We start from the raw sequence: 15,391 nt of genomic DNA on the forward strand, positions 1-15,391 counted from the left end.
GGACGCGCGTTACTTCGAGATGTACCACAGCGCGTCCGCGCTGGCGCGCGACGGCTGAGCGGCCGCAGCCGGTGCTTGAGCCGGCGCGGGTGGCGGCGTGTTCGACGTGATGGCCGTCGGCAGGGTGGCAGGAATATTCGCGGTCGAAGGCGAGGCCGCCGCCGTTCCCGACGTGGACGGCGTATTCACGTACCACAGCGCATCGGCCGAGGCGGTGCGTTTCGCTGCCGTATTGGATGCCGTGTTCGTCGCGGCATTCGCTGCCGCACCGGCCGGCTTCCTCGATGGTGGGGCCGATGCGCCGGCCGTCGCCGTGCCCGCCGTCCCGGCCTGCGCGGTCATGCCTGCGGTCGCCGCACTGCGCTGCGCGCGCGCTTCAAACGGCCCGAGCTGAAAGATCAACGTTTGCGCGGGACGCGTCACGACGGCATAGGGAAACTGCAGCTCCCACGACATCAGCACGCGCCCGGCCGACGTCTCGGTGAAGATCGCCGGCACGTGCTTCATGTCGCTGAACTGCACGTAGACCCGCGCACCGTCGTCGAACACCTGGGTCGGCTTGGCCTGGTCGGCGCCGGTGACCGTCCATCCGAAGTTGTACGTACCGGCCGGGCCGGCGGGGCCCCCTGCGGCGGCGCCGGCGGCGAGGCCGGCGAGATCGTCCGTGCGCGCGTGACGGGCGGCGCCGACACGCTCAGGCTCGCGAACGGGTTGTACGTCTGCGCCTGTTGCGGCGGCGTGAAGGAGGGTGGAAGGATGGGCATGGGAGTATCCGGCGAATCCGGCATGGTCCGGATTGCATCATAGACCTTGCGCGCATAGGCGAGGCGCTTGTCGGGCGACGCGGAGTTGTACGCGCCGATCGCGTTCCAGTTGGGGCCGAGCTGGCGGATGTTCTGCGACAGGATCCACGCACCGACGTACGCGTTCGTGCACGCATCGAACAGGCTTTCCCGCGTGATGCCTTCGCGTGCGAGCGTCGGCAGCCACGTGCTGTTGATCTGCATCAGCCCGATGTCGACCGTGCCGTTGGTATTCGTGTTGATGGCGTTCGGATTCATCCCCGATTCGACTTGCGCGATGCCGCGCATCAGGCTGACGCTCACGTGCTGGAACGCGGCCGCGTCGTCCAGGCAATCGGCCCGCGCGACGCCGCAGAGCGCGCACGCGAGCGCGATCGTCGAGGCGAAGGGCAGCGAGTGGCGGCCGAACAGGCGAGTGGTATGACGCGGCATGGCAGGATGGGGCGGAATCCGGGCGCCCGGTGCAAGGAAATTACGCAGACGCGAAGTGTGCCATAGCAGCCGGGCAAATGGCTCGCGTCAAACTTTCCTTTGCATTTATCCGCGCGTTCGACGCGCATTTGTATCGCGCCGGATCAGGGTCCGAGGCGGTGCGGGATCGGCAAGAATGGCCGGCATTGGCGCGAATGCCGATGCAATGGCGGCGACCGGAACCTGACGTATTACGTCATTCGCAGGGTGAAACCGGCAATCAAGCGAGCGAAAGAGAAAATCGCGCGCCAGCCGTTCGTGGCGCAAAAGGAAGCGGCAAAAAATCGGCGGCCGAAGCCGCCTTATGTGCAACGCGGAGTCGGCCGGCCCGCGCGGAGCGCAACCGGCCGTCTCCGGGTATCGCAATATCGCGATCAGAAGCGGTGACGCAGGCCGAGGTTGACCATCGTCTGCGAGCTCGTGCCCGCATAACCGTACGAGCCGATCGATGCCTGCGCGGCCATCGAGCCGCCATTGCCGTCGCCGGTCTGGCCGCTCGCGTGCTGGTACGCGGCGGTCAGGTAGACGTCGGTGCGCTTCGACAGGCTGTAGTCGGCGCCGGCCGATACCTGGTGATAGGTCGCCGACGTGTCGCCGCCCGAGCGCGTGTAGCTGTAGCCGACACCGACGAGCAGCGCGTTCGTCGCCTGGTAGTTCACGAAGCCTTGCCCCGTGTTGTAGTGCTCGTTCGAACCGAACACCGAGCTCGCGTCGCGGCGGTACTGCGCGTTGCTGTAGCCGACGCCGAACGTGAACGGGCCGGCGACGTACTGGCCCGCGATGCGCGCGATGCCGAACGAGTGCGCGCTGGCATAGCCGCTGTTGATCGGGCCGTCGAACGTGCCGTCCGACGAGCTGGTCCAGCCGTTGCGCACGCCGTTCAACGCGGGGCTGTTGGTCGCGTGGAAGTAGCCGCCGGCGACGCTGAACGGCCCGTTGTTGTACGACACGGCGGCCGAGTACGACTGCGCGGCGCCGGTGCTGCCGGCGATCCCGCCGAACGAATACATCGCCGCGAACTGCAGGCCCGAATAGACGGCCGACGTGTACTTCACCGCGTTGTCGACGCGGAAGCTGTTGTCGTAGTTGTCGACGTCGCCCGGCGTCGCGAACACGCTGCCCAGGTAGTTGTCGGCGGTGATGCCCTGCACGAGGTCGACGAGCGGGTCGTACTGGCGGCCGAACGTGAGCGTGCCGTAGCGGTCGCTCGTCAGGCCGACGAAGGCCTGACGGCCGAACAGGCGGCCGCCCTGGCCCTGCCGGCCGTTGCTCGGGTCGAAGCCGTTCTCCAGCTGGAACAGCGCCTTCAGCCCGCCGCCGAGATCCTCGGTGCCTTTCACGCCCCAGCGGCTGCCGGCGAGGTTGCCCGCGCTGCTGTTGCCGAGCATCCACGCGTTGTCCTTGCCCTGTGCGTGGTTCACATAGGTGATCGACGTGTCGATCACGCCATACAGCGTGACGCTCGATTGCGCATGCGCGACGGGCATCGCCGCGAACGACGCGAGCGAAATCAGCGAGAGGGTCGTGCGTTTCATGTCATCTCCTTGGCGCATGGGTGGGGGTCCTTGATCCGGAATGGCAGGAGACTACCGAGCCGCGATAAAACGGCAAAAATGAAATTCTTCGTTGTGGCCTGATGTCGACAGGCACATTCCCGGAAATTCATTTTTGAGGGATCTGAATTATTGATCGTTGCGTATCAATGGGTTTCTGTTTCGCGTTTTTTTTAGCGCGGTTTGCATGGGGCGTGATAATTCGGCGCGATTTTCGCGTGAATTCCCGCAATCTCAATATTGTTATCGATCCGTCAAATCATTATTTAACGAATCGAATTGGCCGGGCTGGAACGAGTGTGATAGCCGCATGCGGTCCGCCATCCGCGGGGCGACACTCACGCGGCTTCGCCATCCTCCACTTCGCGTCAGCGTCGCCACCGGCGCATCGAAACCGCGGTCGCTATCTTACTTTTGCATATAATAATCATTCTCATTTACGGAATCGCTGACGCTCGCGCACCCGGAACCCGGCCATGTCCGCTGACAAGCTGTCCCTCCATCGAGAAATCGACGCCCTTTATGTCGGCCACCACGCGTGGCTGCGCGGCTGGCTGAGCCGGAAGCTCGGTTGCGCGCACCGCGCGGCCGACCTGGCGCACGACACGTTCGTGCGCCTGCTCGCACGCGACGAGCCGATCGGCGCCGACGAGCCGCGCGCGTTCCTGACCACGGTCGCGCAGCGTGTGCTGAGCAACCACTGGCGGCGCGAGCAGATCGAGCGCGCGTATCTCGACGTGCTCGCGCAGCGCCCGGAAGCGGTTGCGCCGTCGCCGGAAGAGCGGGCCGTCGTGGTCGAGACGCTGCTCGAGATCGACCGGCTGCTCGACGGCCTGCCGCCCGCGGCGAAGCGTGCGTTCCTGCTCGCACAGCTCGACGGGCTCACGCAGGTCGAGATCGCGCGCGAGCTCGGTGTGTCGCTCGCGACGGTGAAGCGCTATCTCGTGAAGGCCGGCACGCAGTGCTTCTTCGCGATGGCGGCCTGACCGATGGCCGCCCCGGGAGCGTCGGCGGTGCCGCCGCACGTCGCACGTCGCACGTCGCGCAGTCGAGTGGTGGGTCGACCGGCAGTCCGGCCGCACGGACGACGCGTTCACCGCCGCGCTCGCGCGCTGGCGTGCGGAAGATCCGGCGCACGATGCGGCGTGGCGTCACATCGAAGCGATGCAGGGCCGGTTCGGCCGGCTGACGGCCGGCACGGGGCTCGTCGCGCTGCGTCAGCCGGGCGGGGGCTACACGCTGATGCGCGCCGACGGCTCGGCGGCCGGCCCCGTGGCGGCCGGCGTCGCGCCAGCCGCCGAGTTGCCGACGATCGACGTGCGCTCCAGCGCCTTGCGCGCCGAAAGCTATCGCGCGCCGAAGGAAGCGGGCGTGCTGCGCTCCGACATTCCGCTGCTCGACACCGCGCAGGCCGTCAACATCGTGCCCGCGCAGGTCTGCGCGACCAGCGGCCGCGCAATCTCGACGATGCGCTCGGCAACGTGAGCGGCATCACGCAGGGCAACACGCTCGCCGGCACGCAGGACACGATCATGAAGCGCGGTTTCGGCGGCAACCGCGACGGCTCGATCATGCAGAACGGCATGCCGCTCGTGCAGGGCCGCGCGTTCAACGCGGCGACCGACAGCGTCGAGGTGCTGAAGGGGCCGACGTCGCTGCTGTACGGGCTGATGGACCCGGGCGGCGTGGTCAACGTCGTCACCAAGCAGCCGCAGCTCGTGCGCTACAACGCGATCTCGCTCGGCGCATCGACGTTCGGGCACGGCAAGAACGGCGGCAGCGCGACCTTCGATTCGACCGGGCCGGTCGGCGATTCGCGGCTCGCGTACCGGCTGATCGTCGACCAGTCGAACGAACAGTACTGGCGCAACTTCGGCGAGTACCGGCAGACCTTCGTCGCGCCGTCGCTCGCGTGGTACGGCCGCGATACGCAGGTCGCGGTGTCGTACCAGTACCGCAAGTTCCATTCGCCGTTCGATCGCGGCACCGCGCTCGACCCGCGCACCAATGCGCCGCTCGACATCCCCGCACGGCGGCGTATCGACGAGCCGTTCAACAACATGGACGGCGAATCGCAGCTCGCGCAACTGAGCGTCGATCACCAGTTCAACGCGGACTGGAGCGCGCATTTCGGCTACAGCTACAACCGCGAGACCTACGATGCGAACCAGTTGCGCACGACCGGCGTCGACCCTGTGAAGGGCACGATGACGCGCAGCAACGATGCGACGCACGGCTCGCTCAGCACCGACAGCTACGGGATCGGCTACGTGACGGGCAAGCTGACGCTCGCGGGGATGCGGCACGACGTGCAGGTCGGCTTCGATACCGAATACCGCCGCATCTATCGCAAGGACCTGCTGCGTCAGGCGGTGAAGACGCCGTTCAGTTATATCGATCCGGTGTACGGGCTGCTGCCGCCGTCGAGCACGGTGTCCGCGAGCGACAGCGACCAGACCGACACGCTGCACGATGCATCCGCGTTCTTCCAGGATACGGTCCACCTGACCGACAAGTGGATCGTGTCGGGCGGCCTCCGCTACATCACGTACAACCAGGTGGCGGGGCGCGGCCGGCCGTTCGTCGCGAACACCGATCTCAGCGGCTCGAAGTGGCTGCCGCGCGCGGGCATCGTCTACAAGTGGACCGATGCGTTTTCGCTGTACGGCAGCTATTCGCAATCGCTGAAGCCGTCGTCGTCGATCGCGCCGATGACGGGCTACATCATCGACGGCGCGACGCCGTCCGAGGAAGCGACCGCGTGGGAAGTGGGCGGCAAGCTCGACTTGGCCGGCGGGATGACCGGCACGCTCGCGCTGTTCAACATCGACAAGAAGAACGTGCTCGTGTCGCAGTACAACGACGCGACGAAGCTGACCGACTGGCGCACGTCGGGCAAGGCGCGCTCGCGCGGCGTCGAGCTCGACGTCTCCGGCAAGCTCGGCGAGCGCGTGAACGTGATCGCGAGCTACGCGTACATCGACGCGAAGACGACCGAGGACCCGCTGTACGCGGGCAACCAGCTGTGGAACGTCGCGCGTCACACCGCATCGCTCGCGGCCGTCTACGACTTCGGCACGGTGGCGGGCGGCGACGATCTGCGCATCGGCGCGGACGTGCGTTACGTCGGCGCGCGGCCCGGCGATTCGGCGAACAGCTTCACGCTGCCGTCGTACGTGCTCGCCGACGCGTTCGCGACCTACGACACGCAGATCGGCAAGCAGAAGCTGTCGTTCCAGCTCAACGTGAAGAACCTGTTCAACCGCACGTACTACCCGTCGAGCGCGAACCGCTACTTCGTCGCGGTCGGCGATGCGCGCCAGATGTCGCTGCTGACCACGCTGCAGTTCTGACCATGCAATCGCCGCGCGGCCTTTGCGTCGGCGCGCGGCTTCGGAGAGGAATCCAGATGAATCTGAAGATGAAGGGCGGCGCGCGTCGCCGCCTGTTGCACGCGATCGCGGGTTCGGCGCTCGCGTGGTTCGCGGTTGTTGGCGCCGGTGTCTCGGCGTCCGCGTTCGCCGCCGATGCGTCGCCGGCCGTCACGCGCGTCGCGATGCTCGTGCAACTGCACGGCCCGAACCTGAAGGTCGACGAACGCATCGGCCAGCATCTCGGCGAACGCGGCTACGCGGTGCGCCTGATCGACGAGTCGGCCACGCCCGATGCGGCGCGCGACGCCGATCTGGTGGTGATCTCGTCGACGGTATCGTCGAAGAACGTGCGGCCCGGCTGGCGCATGCTCGACAAGCCGCTCGTGACCTGGGAAAACGACCTGCTCGACGATCTCGCGATGACGGGCAAGCGGCACGACGTCGACTTCGGCGAAACGGGCAAGGAGCGCTACCTGTGGCTCGTCAATGCGCCGCATCCGATCGCGGCCGGGCTGCCGGCCGGCGCGACGAACGCGTACGGCAAGCAGGCGCCGATGAGCTGGGGTAAGCCGGGGCTCGGCGCGATCACCATCGCGACCGTCTACGGGCAACCCGACAAGGCCGCGATCTTCGCGTACGAGAAGGGCGCGACGATGGACTACGAAACGCTTGCGCCGGCGCGTCGTGTGATGTTCTTCCTCGACAACGACACGTTCACGAATCTGTCGCCGGCCGGCGTCGCGCTGTTCGACGCGGCGGTGGACTGGGCGGCCGGACGGCGCTGAGCCGCCACGCGTTGCTCACGCGGCCGGCGGCGAGCGACGCCGCGACGCCGCTTCGATCAGTCGCGCCAGCGCTTGCGCGGGCTCCGACATCGTGCGCCGCGCGCGATGCACGAGCCCGATGTCGCGGTGAAACGTGTGATGCCCGAGGTCGATCGCGCGCACGCCGGCCGGCCAGCGACGATACGCGGCGGTCTGCGGCACGATCGCGACGCCGACGCCGTTCTCGACCAGCTTGACGATCGCGTCGAGCTCGTCGAGTTCGCAGGTGTCGCGCACCGCGATGTGCATCTTGCGCAGGAAGCGGTCGACCTGCCGGCCGCCGAACGACGCGCGGTCATAGCGCACGAACGGCGCGTTCGCGAGTAATGCGGCCCAGTCCTTGCCCTTCACGCCGCGCGGCACGATCAGCCGGAACGGCTCCCGCGCGAGCGTCGTCCAGTGCAGGTCGCTCTGCAGCGCGAACGGCGGCCGGATGATCGCGGCCATGTCGAGCTCGCCCGCGTCGACCCGGTTGACCAGCTCGATCGACAGTCCGGGTATCACGCGCGTCCGGCACGCGGGGTGCCGGCGATGGAAATCGGCCAGCGCGGCCGGCAGCAGCGCGCTCTGCACCGATGCGATCGCGCCGATCGTCACGCGCACGGCGGCCGGCGAGCCGGGCGCGGTCGAGCTCAGGTTCTCGTACAGGCCGATCAGCGCCTGCGCCTGGTCGAGCACGTGATGGCCGCGCTCGTTGAGCCGCGCCGAACGCCCTTGCCGGTCGAACAGCGCGAAGCCGAGCTCGGCCTCGAGGCGCTGCATCTGCGCGCTCACGGCCGCCTGCGTGAGCCCGATACGATTGCCGGCGGCGGCAAAGGTGCCTTCCCGGGCGACGGCGACGAGGGTTTTCAGTTCGCGGATCATTCATCGATTCCATTTGTGAATCGCAAAACTATATATTGATTTAATTTTTGCTCGGCGTTGTCTACCATGATGCCGTTCTCGCGTCACGCGAGCGTTTCTTCACGAGGCCATCATGAGTCTTTCCCCGTTTCACCTGGCGATTCCGGTCTACGACCTGCCGGCCGCGCGCGATTTCTACGGCCGCGTGTTCGGGCTGGAAGAGGGGCGCTCGAGCGCGCAGTGGGTCGATTTCAACTTTTACGGGCATCAGCTCGTGATCCACGCGCATCCGAAAACCGCATCGCAGGAAGGCGCGCATACGAATGCGGTCGACGGCCACGACGTGCCGGTGCCGCATTTCGGGATCGTGCTCGACTGGGCGAGCTGGGAAGCGCTGGCCGAGCGGCTGCGCGGGTTCGGCGTGACCTTCGTGATCGAGCCGTATGTGCGGTTCCAGGGGCAGGTCGGCGAACAGGCGACGATGTTCCTGTTCGATCCGTGCGGCAATGCGCTCGAATTCAAGGCGTTCCGCGACATCGGCCAGCTGTTCGCGAAGTGACGGCCGCGGCGCCAGCGCCGATCGACATTGGGTGCGAGAATGCGGCCTTCGGCCCGGCCGCGCGCAGTTGCGGCGACCGGCGCCGCGCCGCACGGCATCCGTCCGTGCGCGCCGTTCTCAAAGGAACCCGTATGGACAGTCACATCGCGCCAGTGGCGCTGAACAAGGCCTACCGTCTCCTCAATCACGGCCCGACCGTGCTCGTATCGGCCCGCCACGACGGCGTCGACAACGTGATGGCCGCCGCCTGGGCGTGCGCGCTGGATTTCCTGCCGCCGAAGCTGACGGTCGTGCTCGACAAATCCGCGAAGACGCGCGAACTCGTCGAGCGCAGCGGCACGTTCGTGATCCAGGTGCCGACGGCCGCGCAACTGCAGCTCGCGCATGCGGTCGGCAGCCACAGCCTCGCGCAGCGGCCCGACAAGCTGCGCGAGGCGGGCGTCACGCTGTTCGACGTCGACGGCCACGACTTGCCGTTCGTCGCCGGCTGCTCGGGCTGGCTCGCGTGCAGGCTGATTCCCGAGCCGCACAACCAGCAAACCTACGACCTGTTCATCGGCGAGGTGGTCGCCGCGTGGTCCGACACGCGCGTGTTCCGCGACGGCCACTGGTATTTCGAATCGGCCGATCCCGCGCTGCGCAGCCTGCACTACATCGCGGGCGGCAATTTCTATGCGATCGGCGAATCGCTCCATGTCGACGTCGATCCGGACGCGCAGTAAGCGTCGGACGGTCGGCCATTCCTCACCGGAGCGCGCGTCATGCGCGCTTTTTCAATTCCACCAGCATGAGGTCGGCGAACGCCTGCGCGACACGCGGCAGCGTGCGCCCGCGCTTCGCGACGAGCGCGATCGGCCGCACGAACGCGGGATCGTCGATCGGCTTCGCGACCAGTTCGGACTCGGCGTGCACCTCGCGCGCGGTCGCGGGCAGGATCGTCACGCCGAGGCCGCCGCGCACCATCGCGACCGCCGTCATCATGTAGGTCGGTTCGCACGCGATGTCGGGCGTGCAGCCGGCCGCTTCCAGCGCGGCATCGACGACGCTGCGCACGCTCGTGCCTTGCGCGGTGAGCACGAGCGGCACGCCAGCGACGTCGGCGGTGCCGACACGGCGCTTGCGCGCGAGCGGATGATCCTTCGGGCACACGGCGACGAGCCGGTCGGCGCCCGCATACAGCACCTCCAGCGACGCATCGAACGTATCGCCGCCGGTCAGCCCGAGATCGGCTTCCTCGGTGCGCACGAGCGTGGTGACGAGGCTCGCGACGCCGTCGCGGATCTCGAAGCCCGCGCGCGGCACGTCGCGCCGGAACGACTGGATCAGCTCCGGCAGCACGCTCGACGCGAAGGTCGGCAGGCACGCGAGCCGGACCGTGCCGCTCGCGCCTTCGCCGAGCGCGCGCGCATCGCGCAGCACGCGTTCCATGTCGTCGAGCGAGCGCTGCAACAGCGGTAGCAACTCGCGGCCGGTCTGCGTGAGTGCGACGCTGCGGCTGTTGCGGTCGAACAGGCGTGCGCCGACGATGTCCTCGAGCCGGCGGATCTGCACGGTCAGCGCCGGCTGCGACAGATGCAGCCGCGCGGCCGCACGCGTGAAGTTGCCGGCGTGCGCGACGGTGACGAACGCGCGAATGTCGCGAAGATTCAGATCCATAACGATTCGTGATTGCTGCGATCAAATCATTTCAATTGTGCTATCGCTGCGCCGACCTTACGCTCGTCTCCAACAAAAGACAAGGTAGGAGACACGGATGCTGCCGTTACTCGGGCTGGGCACGATCGTCGTGCTGCTTGCCGCGATTCTGTCGAAGCGGATGTCGCCGCTCGTCGCGCTGATCATCGTGCCGATCGCCGCGTCGCTGCTCGGCGGCTTCGGGTTGCACACCAGCAAGTTCGTCATCGACGGGCTGAAGGGGCTCGCGCCCGTCGTCGGGATGTTCGTGTTCGCGATCCTCTATTTCGGGACGATCACCGACGCCGGCACGCTCGACCCGATCATCGACCGGATCCTGCGCGCAGTCGGCACGCGGCCCACGCGCATCGTGATGGGCACGACGCTGCTCGCACTGCTGATCCACCTCGACGGCTCGGGCGCCGTGTGCTTTCTCGTGACGATTCCGGCCGTGCTGCCGCTGTACGACCGGCTGAAGATGGACCGGCGCGTGCTGGCCGCCGCCGTGTCGATGGCCGCGGGCATCAACTTCCTGCCGTGGACGGGCCCGATGATCCGGGCGTCGGCCTCGCTGCACCTGCCGGTGTCGGCGCTGTTCAATCCGCTGATTCCGGTGCAGGCGATCGGGCTCGTGTTCGTGTTCGGCGTCGCGTACTGGCTCGGGCGCCGCGAGGAGAAGCGGCTCGGCCTGTCGCGCGACGATGCGTCGATTCCGCTGCCCAAACGCGAGCTGACGCCCGACGAGCAGGCGCTGCGCAGGCCGCACCTGTTCTGGTTCAACCTCGTGCTGACGCTCGTCGTGCTCGGCACGATGGTCGTGATGGGCGAGAAGATTCCGCCCGCGATCATGTTCATGGTCGGGCTGTGCATCGCGCTGATGGTGAATTACCCCGACGTCGACATGCAGAGAAAGCGCATCGACGCGCATGCGCGTGCCGCGCTGATGATGGCCGGCATCCTGCTCGCGGCGGGCGTGTTCACCGGGATCATGCAGGGCAGCGGGATGCTGAAGGCGATGGCGCAGGCGGCGGTCGGCTTCGTGCCGCCGTCGATGGCCGGCCACATTCCGGTGGCGCTCGGTCTCGCGTCGATGCCGCTCAGCATGCTGTTCGATCCCGATTCGTTCTACTTCGGCGTGCTGCCCGTGATCGCCGAAGTGGCCGGCCAGCTCGGTGTGCCGGCCGTGCAGGTCGGGCAAGCGGCGCTGCTCGGCCAGATGACGACGGGCTTTCCGGTCAGCCCGCTCACACCGGCGACGTTCCTCGTCGTCGGGTTGTGCGGAATCGAGCTGGCCGAGCATCAGAAGTTCACGTTTCCGCTGCTGTTCGGCGCGTCGATCGTGATGACGATCGCGTGCGTCGTGCTCGGCGTGTTTTGATTCTTCCCGGCGGCGCATTTCGCCGGACGACGGTACGGACATGACAGCAAAGCAACCTGAACGGCGCGTGCGCATCGGCGCGGGCGCCGGCTACTCGGGCGACCGGATCGAGCCCGCGGTCGAACTGGCCGAACACGGGCAACTCGACTACCTGGTCTTCGAATGCCTGGCAGAGCGCACGATCGCGATCGCGCAGCAGGCGCGCCGCAACGATCCGGTGCTCGGCTACGATCCGCTGCTCGACGCGCGGATGCAGGCGGTGCTGCCGGTAGCGGCGGTAAAACGCGTGCGCATCGTGTCGAACATGGGCGCGGCGAATCCGCGCGCGGCCGCACGGCGTACCGCGCAGATCGCGCAGTCGCTCGGCATCGCGGGGCTGAAGGTCGCGGCGGTCGAAGGCGACGACGTGCTCGACGTCGTGCTGCGCGGCGCGTTCCGGTTCGAGGAATCGGGCGACGACGTCGCCGCGTATCGCGACCGCATCGTGTCGGCGAACGCGTATCTCGGCGCCGCGCCGATCGTCGACGCGCTCGCGGCCGGCGCGGACGTCGTGCTGACCGGGCGCGTCGCCGACCCGTCGCTGTTCGCCGCGCCGCTGATCCATGCGTTCGGCTGGCGGATGGACGATTGGGACACGCTGGGCGCTGCGACCGTCGTCGGCCATCTGCTCGAATGCGCGGGGCAGGTGACGGGCGGCTATTTCGCCGATCCCGGCTACAAGGACGTGCCGAATCTCGCGCGGCTCGGCTTCCCGATCGGCGAGGTCGCGGCCGACGGTTCGGTCGTGATCACGAAGGTGCCGCATGCGGGCGGCCGCGTGAGCGCGGCGACCTGCAAGGAACAGCTGCTCTACGAGATTCACGACCCGGCGCGGTATCTGCAGCCCGATGTCGTGGCCGATTTCACGCGCGTGACGGTTACCGAGGAGGAGGCCGATCGCGTGCGCGTGACGGGCGGGCGCGGCACCGCGCGGCCCGATACGCTGAAGGTGTCGGTGGCTTACGTCGACGGCTGGATCGGCGAAGGCCAGATCTCGTACGGCGGCCCGGGCGCGCTCGCGCGTGCGCGTCTGGCGCTCGACATCGTTCGCGAGCGGCTCGCGCTGACCGGCGTCGCGGCGAGCGAGCTGCGCTTCGACCTGATCGGCGTCGATGCGCTGTATGGCGACGCGACGCCGGCCGTTCGCGGCGAGCCGGCCGAGGTGCGCGTGCGGGTAGCCGGCCGTACGGCGAACGCCGCCGAAGCCGCGCGGATCGGCAACGAAGTCGAGACGCTCTATACGAACGGGCCGGCCGGCGGCGGCGGCGCGTTCAAGTCGACGCGCGAGGTGATCGCCGTGCAGTCGGTGCTGCTGCCGCGCGCGGCCGTGACGCCGTCGTTTTCATTCGTGGAGGCCTGATGCAACTGCGTGAACTCGCGCATGCGCGCACCGGCGACAAGGGCAATACGCTGAACGTGTCGGTCATCTGCCGCGATCCGCGTCATTACGACCATCTGTGCATGCATCTGGATGCGGAAGCGGTGAAGACGTGGCTCGCGGGCATCGTGCACGGAGACGTCGTGCGCCACGAATTGCCGGCGCTTGGTGCGTTCAACTTCGTGCTGCGCGATGCGCTCGGCGGCGGCGTCACGCGCTCGCTCGCGCTCGACGCGCACGGCAAGGCGGTCAGTTCGGCGTTGCTGGCGATCGAGGTGCCGGATCCGGTGTGACGGCGTGACCGTGTGCATAGTCAACCGGGCGCGCGTTCACAGTCACATTCGGACTCACGGGATCAGCAGTTCGCGATGCCCGTCCGCGTGCGCGATGCGCTCGCCGGCGACGTGCAGGTGCTGATCCCGACGATAGTCGAGGATCGTGCAGCAGGTTGTCGTGCGTGTCGCCGTCGCGGTCGGCAAGCTGGACGATGTCGCGCTTCAGGTTCATCGCCGGTGTCGGTGGATGTGGCTCGTCGCGCCTGCGTGTACGCTACGGCCTCGCGGGTCGATTCCCGCGCGTACCGAACGGAGCCTGGAGTGAAGAACGAGATCGTAACGCCGACCGGCGCGAAGGGCGGGGCCGGACGGCGAAGCCGGTGCGCGGCCATCGCGGTGCGCGTCGCGCTCGCGTGTGTCGGCTCGCTGGCCGTGCAGGTCGCCGCCGCCGCGCCGGCGTCGTCGTGCAACGAACGACTGACGGCACTGATCGTGCCTGCACTGCCGCAGACCGCGTTCGCCCGGCGCGACATCCATGCCGCCGTGGAGGAGCGCAACGGCGACGTTTACCGGATCCGCCTGTTCACGAGCCCCGACCATCCGGGCACGCCGAATCGCGAAGCGACGGTCGGCTGGGTGACGCTCGATACGCACGCGATGCAAGCGCTCGACGTCACGCGCGATCCTGATCGGCCGGACGTGCTCAGGATCGACCGGCGCGCGCTGTCGCATTTCGTGGCGACGTGCGCGGTATCGGCGACGCCGGTACAGAGTGCCGTCGATTGCGATGCGCTGAACCGCCGTGCGCAGGCGCAAGGCGATTACGTGATGGGCAGCGACGCCGGGCGCGTCGTCATCGGCAACGGGCGGCTACCGTTCTTTTCCGCACCGGACGACGCATGCGGGATCGATGGGCTCTTCATCGTCGAGCACGACCACGTCGATGCGCGGACCGAGTACGGCCGCTTCACGTCGATCGTCTACCTGAATCCGCGCACACGCGGCATCGCCGAAGGGTGGGTGCGCACCGCGCGGCTGAAGCCGGACGGCACCGGCATCGCGCCCCGGCAACCTTGATCCGTTGAGTCTGCAACAATTCGCCACATATCAATCCGAACTGATCTCGTCATGGCCCTCCAGAACCGGAACCGCCGTCTTAAGCCGCTCGCCGCCCTTGGCGCACTCACGGCGCTCGCCGCGCTGTCGCCCGTTCATGCCGCCGAGCCGGCCCAGCCCGACCGTCAACTGAAAACCTTCATCCACGGCACATACGGCGACTGGCGTGCGGACCGCAAGGGCTGGCAGGCGGACGAGGGCGATTTCATCCATTCGCCGTGCGGCGTGCTGCGCGTGGCGACCGCGGATGGCCCGCGCACGCTGCTCGCGATGTGCGGCGAGACGGAGGCAGCGGTGCAGAACGGGATGCCGGGTATGGATTCGGACGCGACACCGGGCGCGATCGACCTGTACGTGCTGCAGCCTTCGCCGGACGGCAGGACGCTCGAACCGATCGCGAAGAAAACGGAGATCGCATCGGGCGAGCGAGGCGAACCGGGCACGGTGCGCATCGAGCGGCTCGGGCCGCACCTGTTCGGGTTCGTGATCGGCGAAAGCGACACGCGGCAGGGCTACACGCAACGCTTCCGCTCGATCTGGCTGCCGTACGGCAACGCGCTGGTGCATGCGGCGGCGCGCATCGACGAGGCGCTCGACAATGCCGAGTCGACGGAATGCGCGCATGTTCGCGCGCGCTGCGAGGAACGTCGCTTCGAGATCGCGCCGGACACGACCGGCACGGGCGACGTCTATCCGCTGATGGTCACGGAAACCGGTACGCGCGGCGACAAGGCGATCCACGCACGCTACACGGTGAAGTTCGACGCCGCGCGCGGCCGCTACGTCGTGCCGAAGGCGCTGCGCGACGGGTACTGATCCTTCGCGCGCAGGAACGGGCGGTATCGCACCGCCCGCGCCTCACACATACAGATAGCGCACCAAGTGAAAGAACACCGGCGCGGCGAAGCAGATCGAGTCGACGCGATCGAGCATCCCGCCGTGGCCGGCGATCATCGAGCCCCAGTCCTTCGTGCCGAGCGAGCGTTTGACGGCCGACAGCACGAGCCCGCCGACGAAGCCGGCGATCACGATCGCGAGCGAAATTAAAACAGCCAATTCGCGTGGGATGTAGAGACTTCTCGTTCGATTGGTGGCTTTCTAAGT

The 15,391-nt window shown here is 67.7% G+C and carries 13 protein-coding genes and 4 pseudogenes; 11 read left to right on the plus strand and 6 right to left on the minus strand.

Annotated features, from left to right (window positions below):
• Positions 1-9 precede the first annotated feature (9 nt).
• Both SY91_RS09440 and SY91_RS09445 read right to left on the minus strand, forming a co-directional pair.
• Positions 10-1,235, minus strand: a pseudogene (locus SY91_RS09440) (transglycosylase SLT domain-containing protein).
• Between the two features lie 413 nt (positions 1,236-1,648).
• The gene (locus tag SY91_RS09445) at positions 1,649-2,809 is read right to left on the minus strand and encodes a porin (RefSeq protein ID WP_043887071.1); all 1,161 of its coding nucleotides are present in this window, start codon (positions 2,807-2,809) and stop codon (positions 1,649-1,651) included.
• 494 nt (positions 2,810-3,303) lie between these two features.
• On the opposite strand from SY91_RS09445, the gene SY91_RS09450 reads away from it, so the two are divergent.
• From SY91_RS09450 to SY91_RS09465, 4 genes and pseudogenes are all read left to right on the plus strand, one after another.
• Positions 3,304-3,813, plus strand: coding sequence for a sigma-70 family RNA polymerase sigma factor (locus tag SY91_RS09450; protein ID WP_023475542.1), 510 nt, complete (start codon positions 3,304-3,306; stop codon positions 3,811-3,813).
• Between the two features lie 3 nt (positions 3,814-3,816).
• Positions 3,817-4,024 (plus strand): annotated as a pseudogene (locus SY91_RS09455) (FecR/PupR family sigma factor regulator); the annotation flags it as partial.
• A pseudogene (locus SY91_RS09460) lies at positions 4,004-6,180 on the plus strand (TonB-dependent siderophore receptor); the annotation flags it as partial. The pseudogenes SY91_RS09455 and SY91_RS09460, both read left to right, overlap by 21 nt.
• 56 nt (positions 6,181-6,236) lie before the next feature.
• A complete protein-coding gene (locus SY91_RS09465) occupies positions 6,237-6,986 on the plus strand; it encodes a hypothetical protein (protein ID WP_023475545.1) in 750 nt (249 codons plus the stop codon).
• A gap of 15 nt (positions 6,987-7,001) precedes the next feature.
• Here SY91_RS09465 and SY91_RS09470 read toward each other — a convergent pair whose 3' ends face one another.
• Entirely contained in the window at positions 7,002-7,889 is an 888-nt protein-coding gene (locus tag SY91_RS09470) for a LysR family transcriptional regulator (RefSeq protein ID WP_043887073.1), read from the minus strand.
• 112 nt (positions 7,890-8,001) lie between these two features.
• On the opposite strand from SY91_RS09470, the gene SY91_RS09475 reads away from it, so the two are divergent.
• Both SY91_RS09475 and SY91_RS09480 read left to right on the plus strand, forming a co-directional pair.
• Positions 8,002-8,427 carry a VOC family protein gene (locus SY91_RS09475; protein ID WP_023475546.1) on the plus strand — a complete coding sequence of 142 codons (426 nt, stop codon included), beginning with the start codon at positions 8,002-8,004 and terminating at the stop codon, positions 8,425-8,427.
• Between the two features lie 131 nt (positions 8,428-8,558).
• Positions 8,559-9,149, plus strand: coding sequence for a flavin reductase family protein (locus SY91_RS09480; RefSeq protein WP_023475547.1), 591 nt, complete (start codon positions 8,559-8,561; stop codon positions 9,147-9,149).
• 37 nt (positions 9,150-9,186) lie between these two features.
• Here SY91_RS09480 and SY91_RS09485 read toward each other — a convergent pair whose 3' ends face one another.
• The gene (locus SY91_RS09485) at positions 9,187-10,083 is read right to left on the minus strand and encodes a LysR family transcriptional regulator (protein ID WP_023475548.1); all 897 of its coding nucleotides are present in this window, start codon (positions 10,081-10,083) and stop codon (positions 9,187-9,189) included.
• Between the two features lie 97 nt (positions 10,084-10,180).
• Here SY91_RS09485 and SY91_RS09490 point away from each other — a divergent pair, with 97 nt between their 5' ends.
• Genes SY91_RS09490 through SY91_RS09500 form a run of 3 tightly spaced genes read left to right on the plus strand, consistent with a single transcriptional unit; the run spans position 10,181 to position 13,189 of the window.
• Entirely contained in the window at positions 10,181-11,479 is a 1,299-nt protein-coding gene (locus tag SY91_RS09490) for a CitMHS family transporter (protein ID WP_006476273.1), read from the plus strand.
• 40 nt (positions 11,480-11,519) lie between these two features.
• The gene (locus SY91_RS09495; protein WP_043887085.1) at positions 11,520-12,878 is read left to right on the plus strand and encodes an acyclic terpene utilization AtuA family protein; all 1,359 of its coding nucleotides are present in this window, start codon (positions 11,520-11,522) and stop codon (positions 12,876-12,878) included.
• Positions 12,878-13,189 (plus strand): hypothetical protein, encoded by a 312-nt coding sequence (locus tag SY91_RS09500; RefSeq protein ID WP_023475551.1) that lies wholly within the window; start codon positions 12,878-12,880, stop codon positions 13,187-13,189. The genes SY91_RS09495 and SY91_RS09500 overlap by 1 nt, the downstream gene beginning before the upstream one ends.
• Before the next feature lie 54 nt (positions 13,190-13,243).
• Here the strand turns inward: SY91_RS09500 and SY91_RS09505 are convergent, their stop codons facing one another.
• Positions 13,244-13,375 carry a hypothetical protein gene (locus SY91_RS09505; RefSeq protein ID WP_023475552.1) on the minus strand — a complete coding sequence of 44 codons (132 nt, stop codon included), beginning with the start codon at positions 13,373-13,375 and terminating at the stop codon, positions 13,244-13,246.
• Between the two features lie 117 nt (positions 13,376-13,492).
• On the opposite strand from SY91_RS09505, the gene SY91_RS09510 reads away from it, so the two are divergent.
• Complete coding sequence (locus tag SY91_RS09510) at positions 13,493-14,248, plus strand: hypothetical protein (RefSeq protein ID WP_023475553.1); 756 nt, start codon at positions 13,493-13,495, stop codon at positions 14,246-14,248.
• Positions 14,249-14,299: 51 nt separating this feature from the next.
• Positions 14,300-15,103, plus strand: coding sequence for a hypothetical protein (locus SY91_RS09515; RefSeq protein WP_023475554.1), 804 nt, complete (start codon positions 14,300-14,302; stop codon positions 15,101-15,103).
• 42 nt (positions 15,104-15,145) lie between these two features.
• Here SY91_RS09515 and SY91_RS09520 read toward each other — a convergent pair.
• A pseudogene (locus SY91_RS09520) lies at positions 15,146-15,331 on the minus strand (phosphatidate cytidylyltransferase); the annotation flags it as partial.
• Positions 15,332-15,391 lie beyond the last annotated feature (60 nt).

This window comes from Burkholderia cenocepacia (genome assembly GCF_014211915.1).
Classification (GTDB): domain Bacteria; phylum Pseudomonadota; class Gammaproteobacteria; order Burkholderiales; family Burkholderiaceae; genus Burkholderia; species Burkholderia orbicola.

Excerpts from the sequence above, each read along its gene's own strand:
- SY91_RS09480 (WP_023475547.1), top strand. The coding sequence starts at position 8,559 with ATGGACAGTCACATCGCGCCAGTGGCGCTGAACAAGGCCTACCGTCTC.
- SY91_RS09500 (WP_023475551.1), top strand. The coding sequence starts at position 12,878 with ATGCAACTGCGTGAACTCGCGCATGCGCGCACCGGCGACAAGGGCAAT.
- SY91_RS09515 (WP_023475554.1), top strand. The coding sequence starts at position 14,300 with ATGGCCCTCCAGAACCGGAACCGCCGTCTTAAGCCGCTCGCCGCCCTT.
- SY91_RS09485 (WP_023475548.1), bottom strand. The coding sequence starts at position 10,083 with ATGGATCTGAATCTTCGCGACATTCGCGCGTTCGTCACCGTCGCGCAC.
- SY91_RS09495 (WP_043887085.1), top strand. The coding sequence starts at position 11,520 with ATGACAGCAAAGCAACCTGAACGGCGCGTGCGCATCGGCGCGGGCGCC.
- SY91_RS09465 (WP_023475545.1), top strand. The coding sequence starts at position 6,237 with ATGAATCTGAAGATGAAGGGCGGCGCGCGTCGCCGCCTGTTGCACGCG.
- SY91_RS09470 (WP_043887073.1), bottom strand. The coding sequence starts at position 7,889 with ATGATCCGCGAACTGAAAACCCTCGTCGCCGTCGCCCGGGAAGGCACC.
- SY91_RS09475 (WP_023475546.1), top strand. The coding sequence starts at position 8,002 with ATGAGTCTTTCCCCGTTTCACCTGGCGATTCCGGTCTACGACCTGCCG.
- SY91_RS09450 (WP_023475542.1), top strand. The coding sequence starts at position 3,304 with ATGTCCGCTGACAAGCTGTCCCTCCATCGAGAAATCGACGCCCTTTAT.
- SY91_RS09490 (WP_006476273.1), top strand. The coding sequence starts at position 10,181 with ATGCTGCCGTTACTCGGGCTGGGCACGATCGTCGTGCTGCTTGCCGCG.
- SY91_RS09445 (WP_043887071.1), bottom strand. The coding sequence starts at position 2,809 with ATGAAACGCACGACCCTCTCGCTGATTTCGCTCGCGTCGTTCGCGGCG.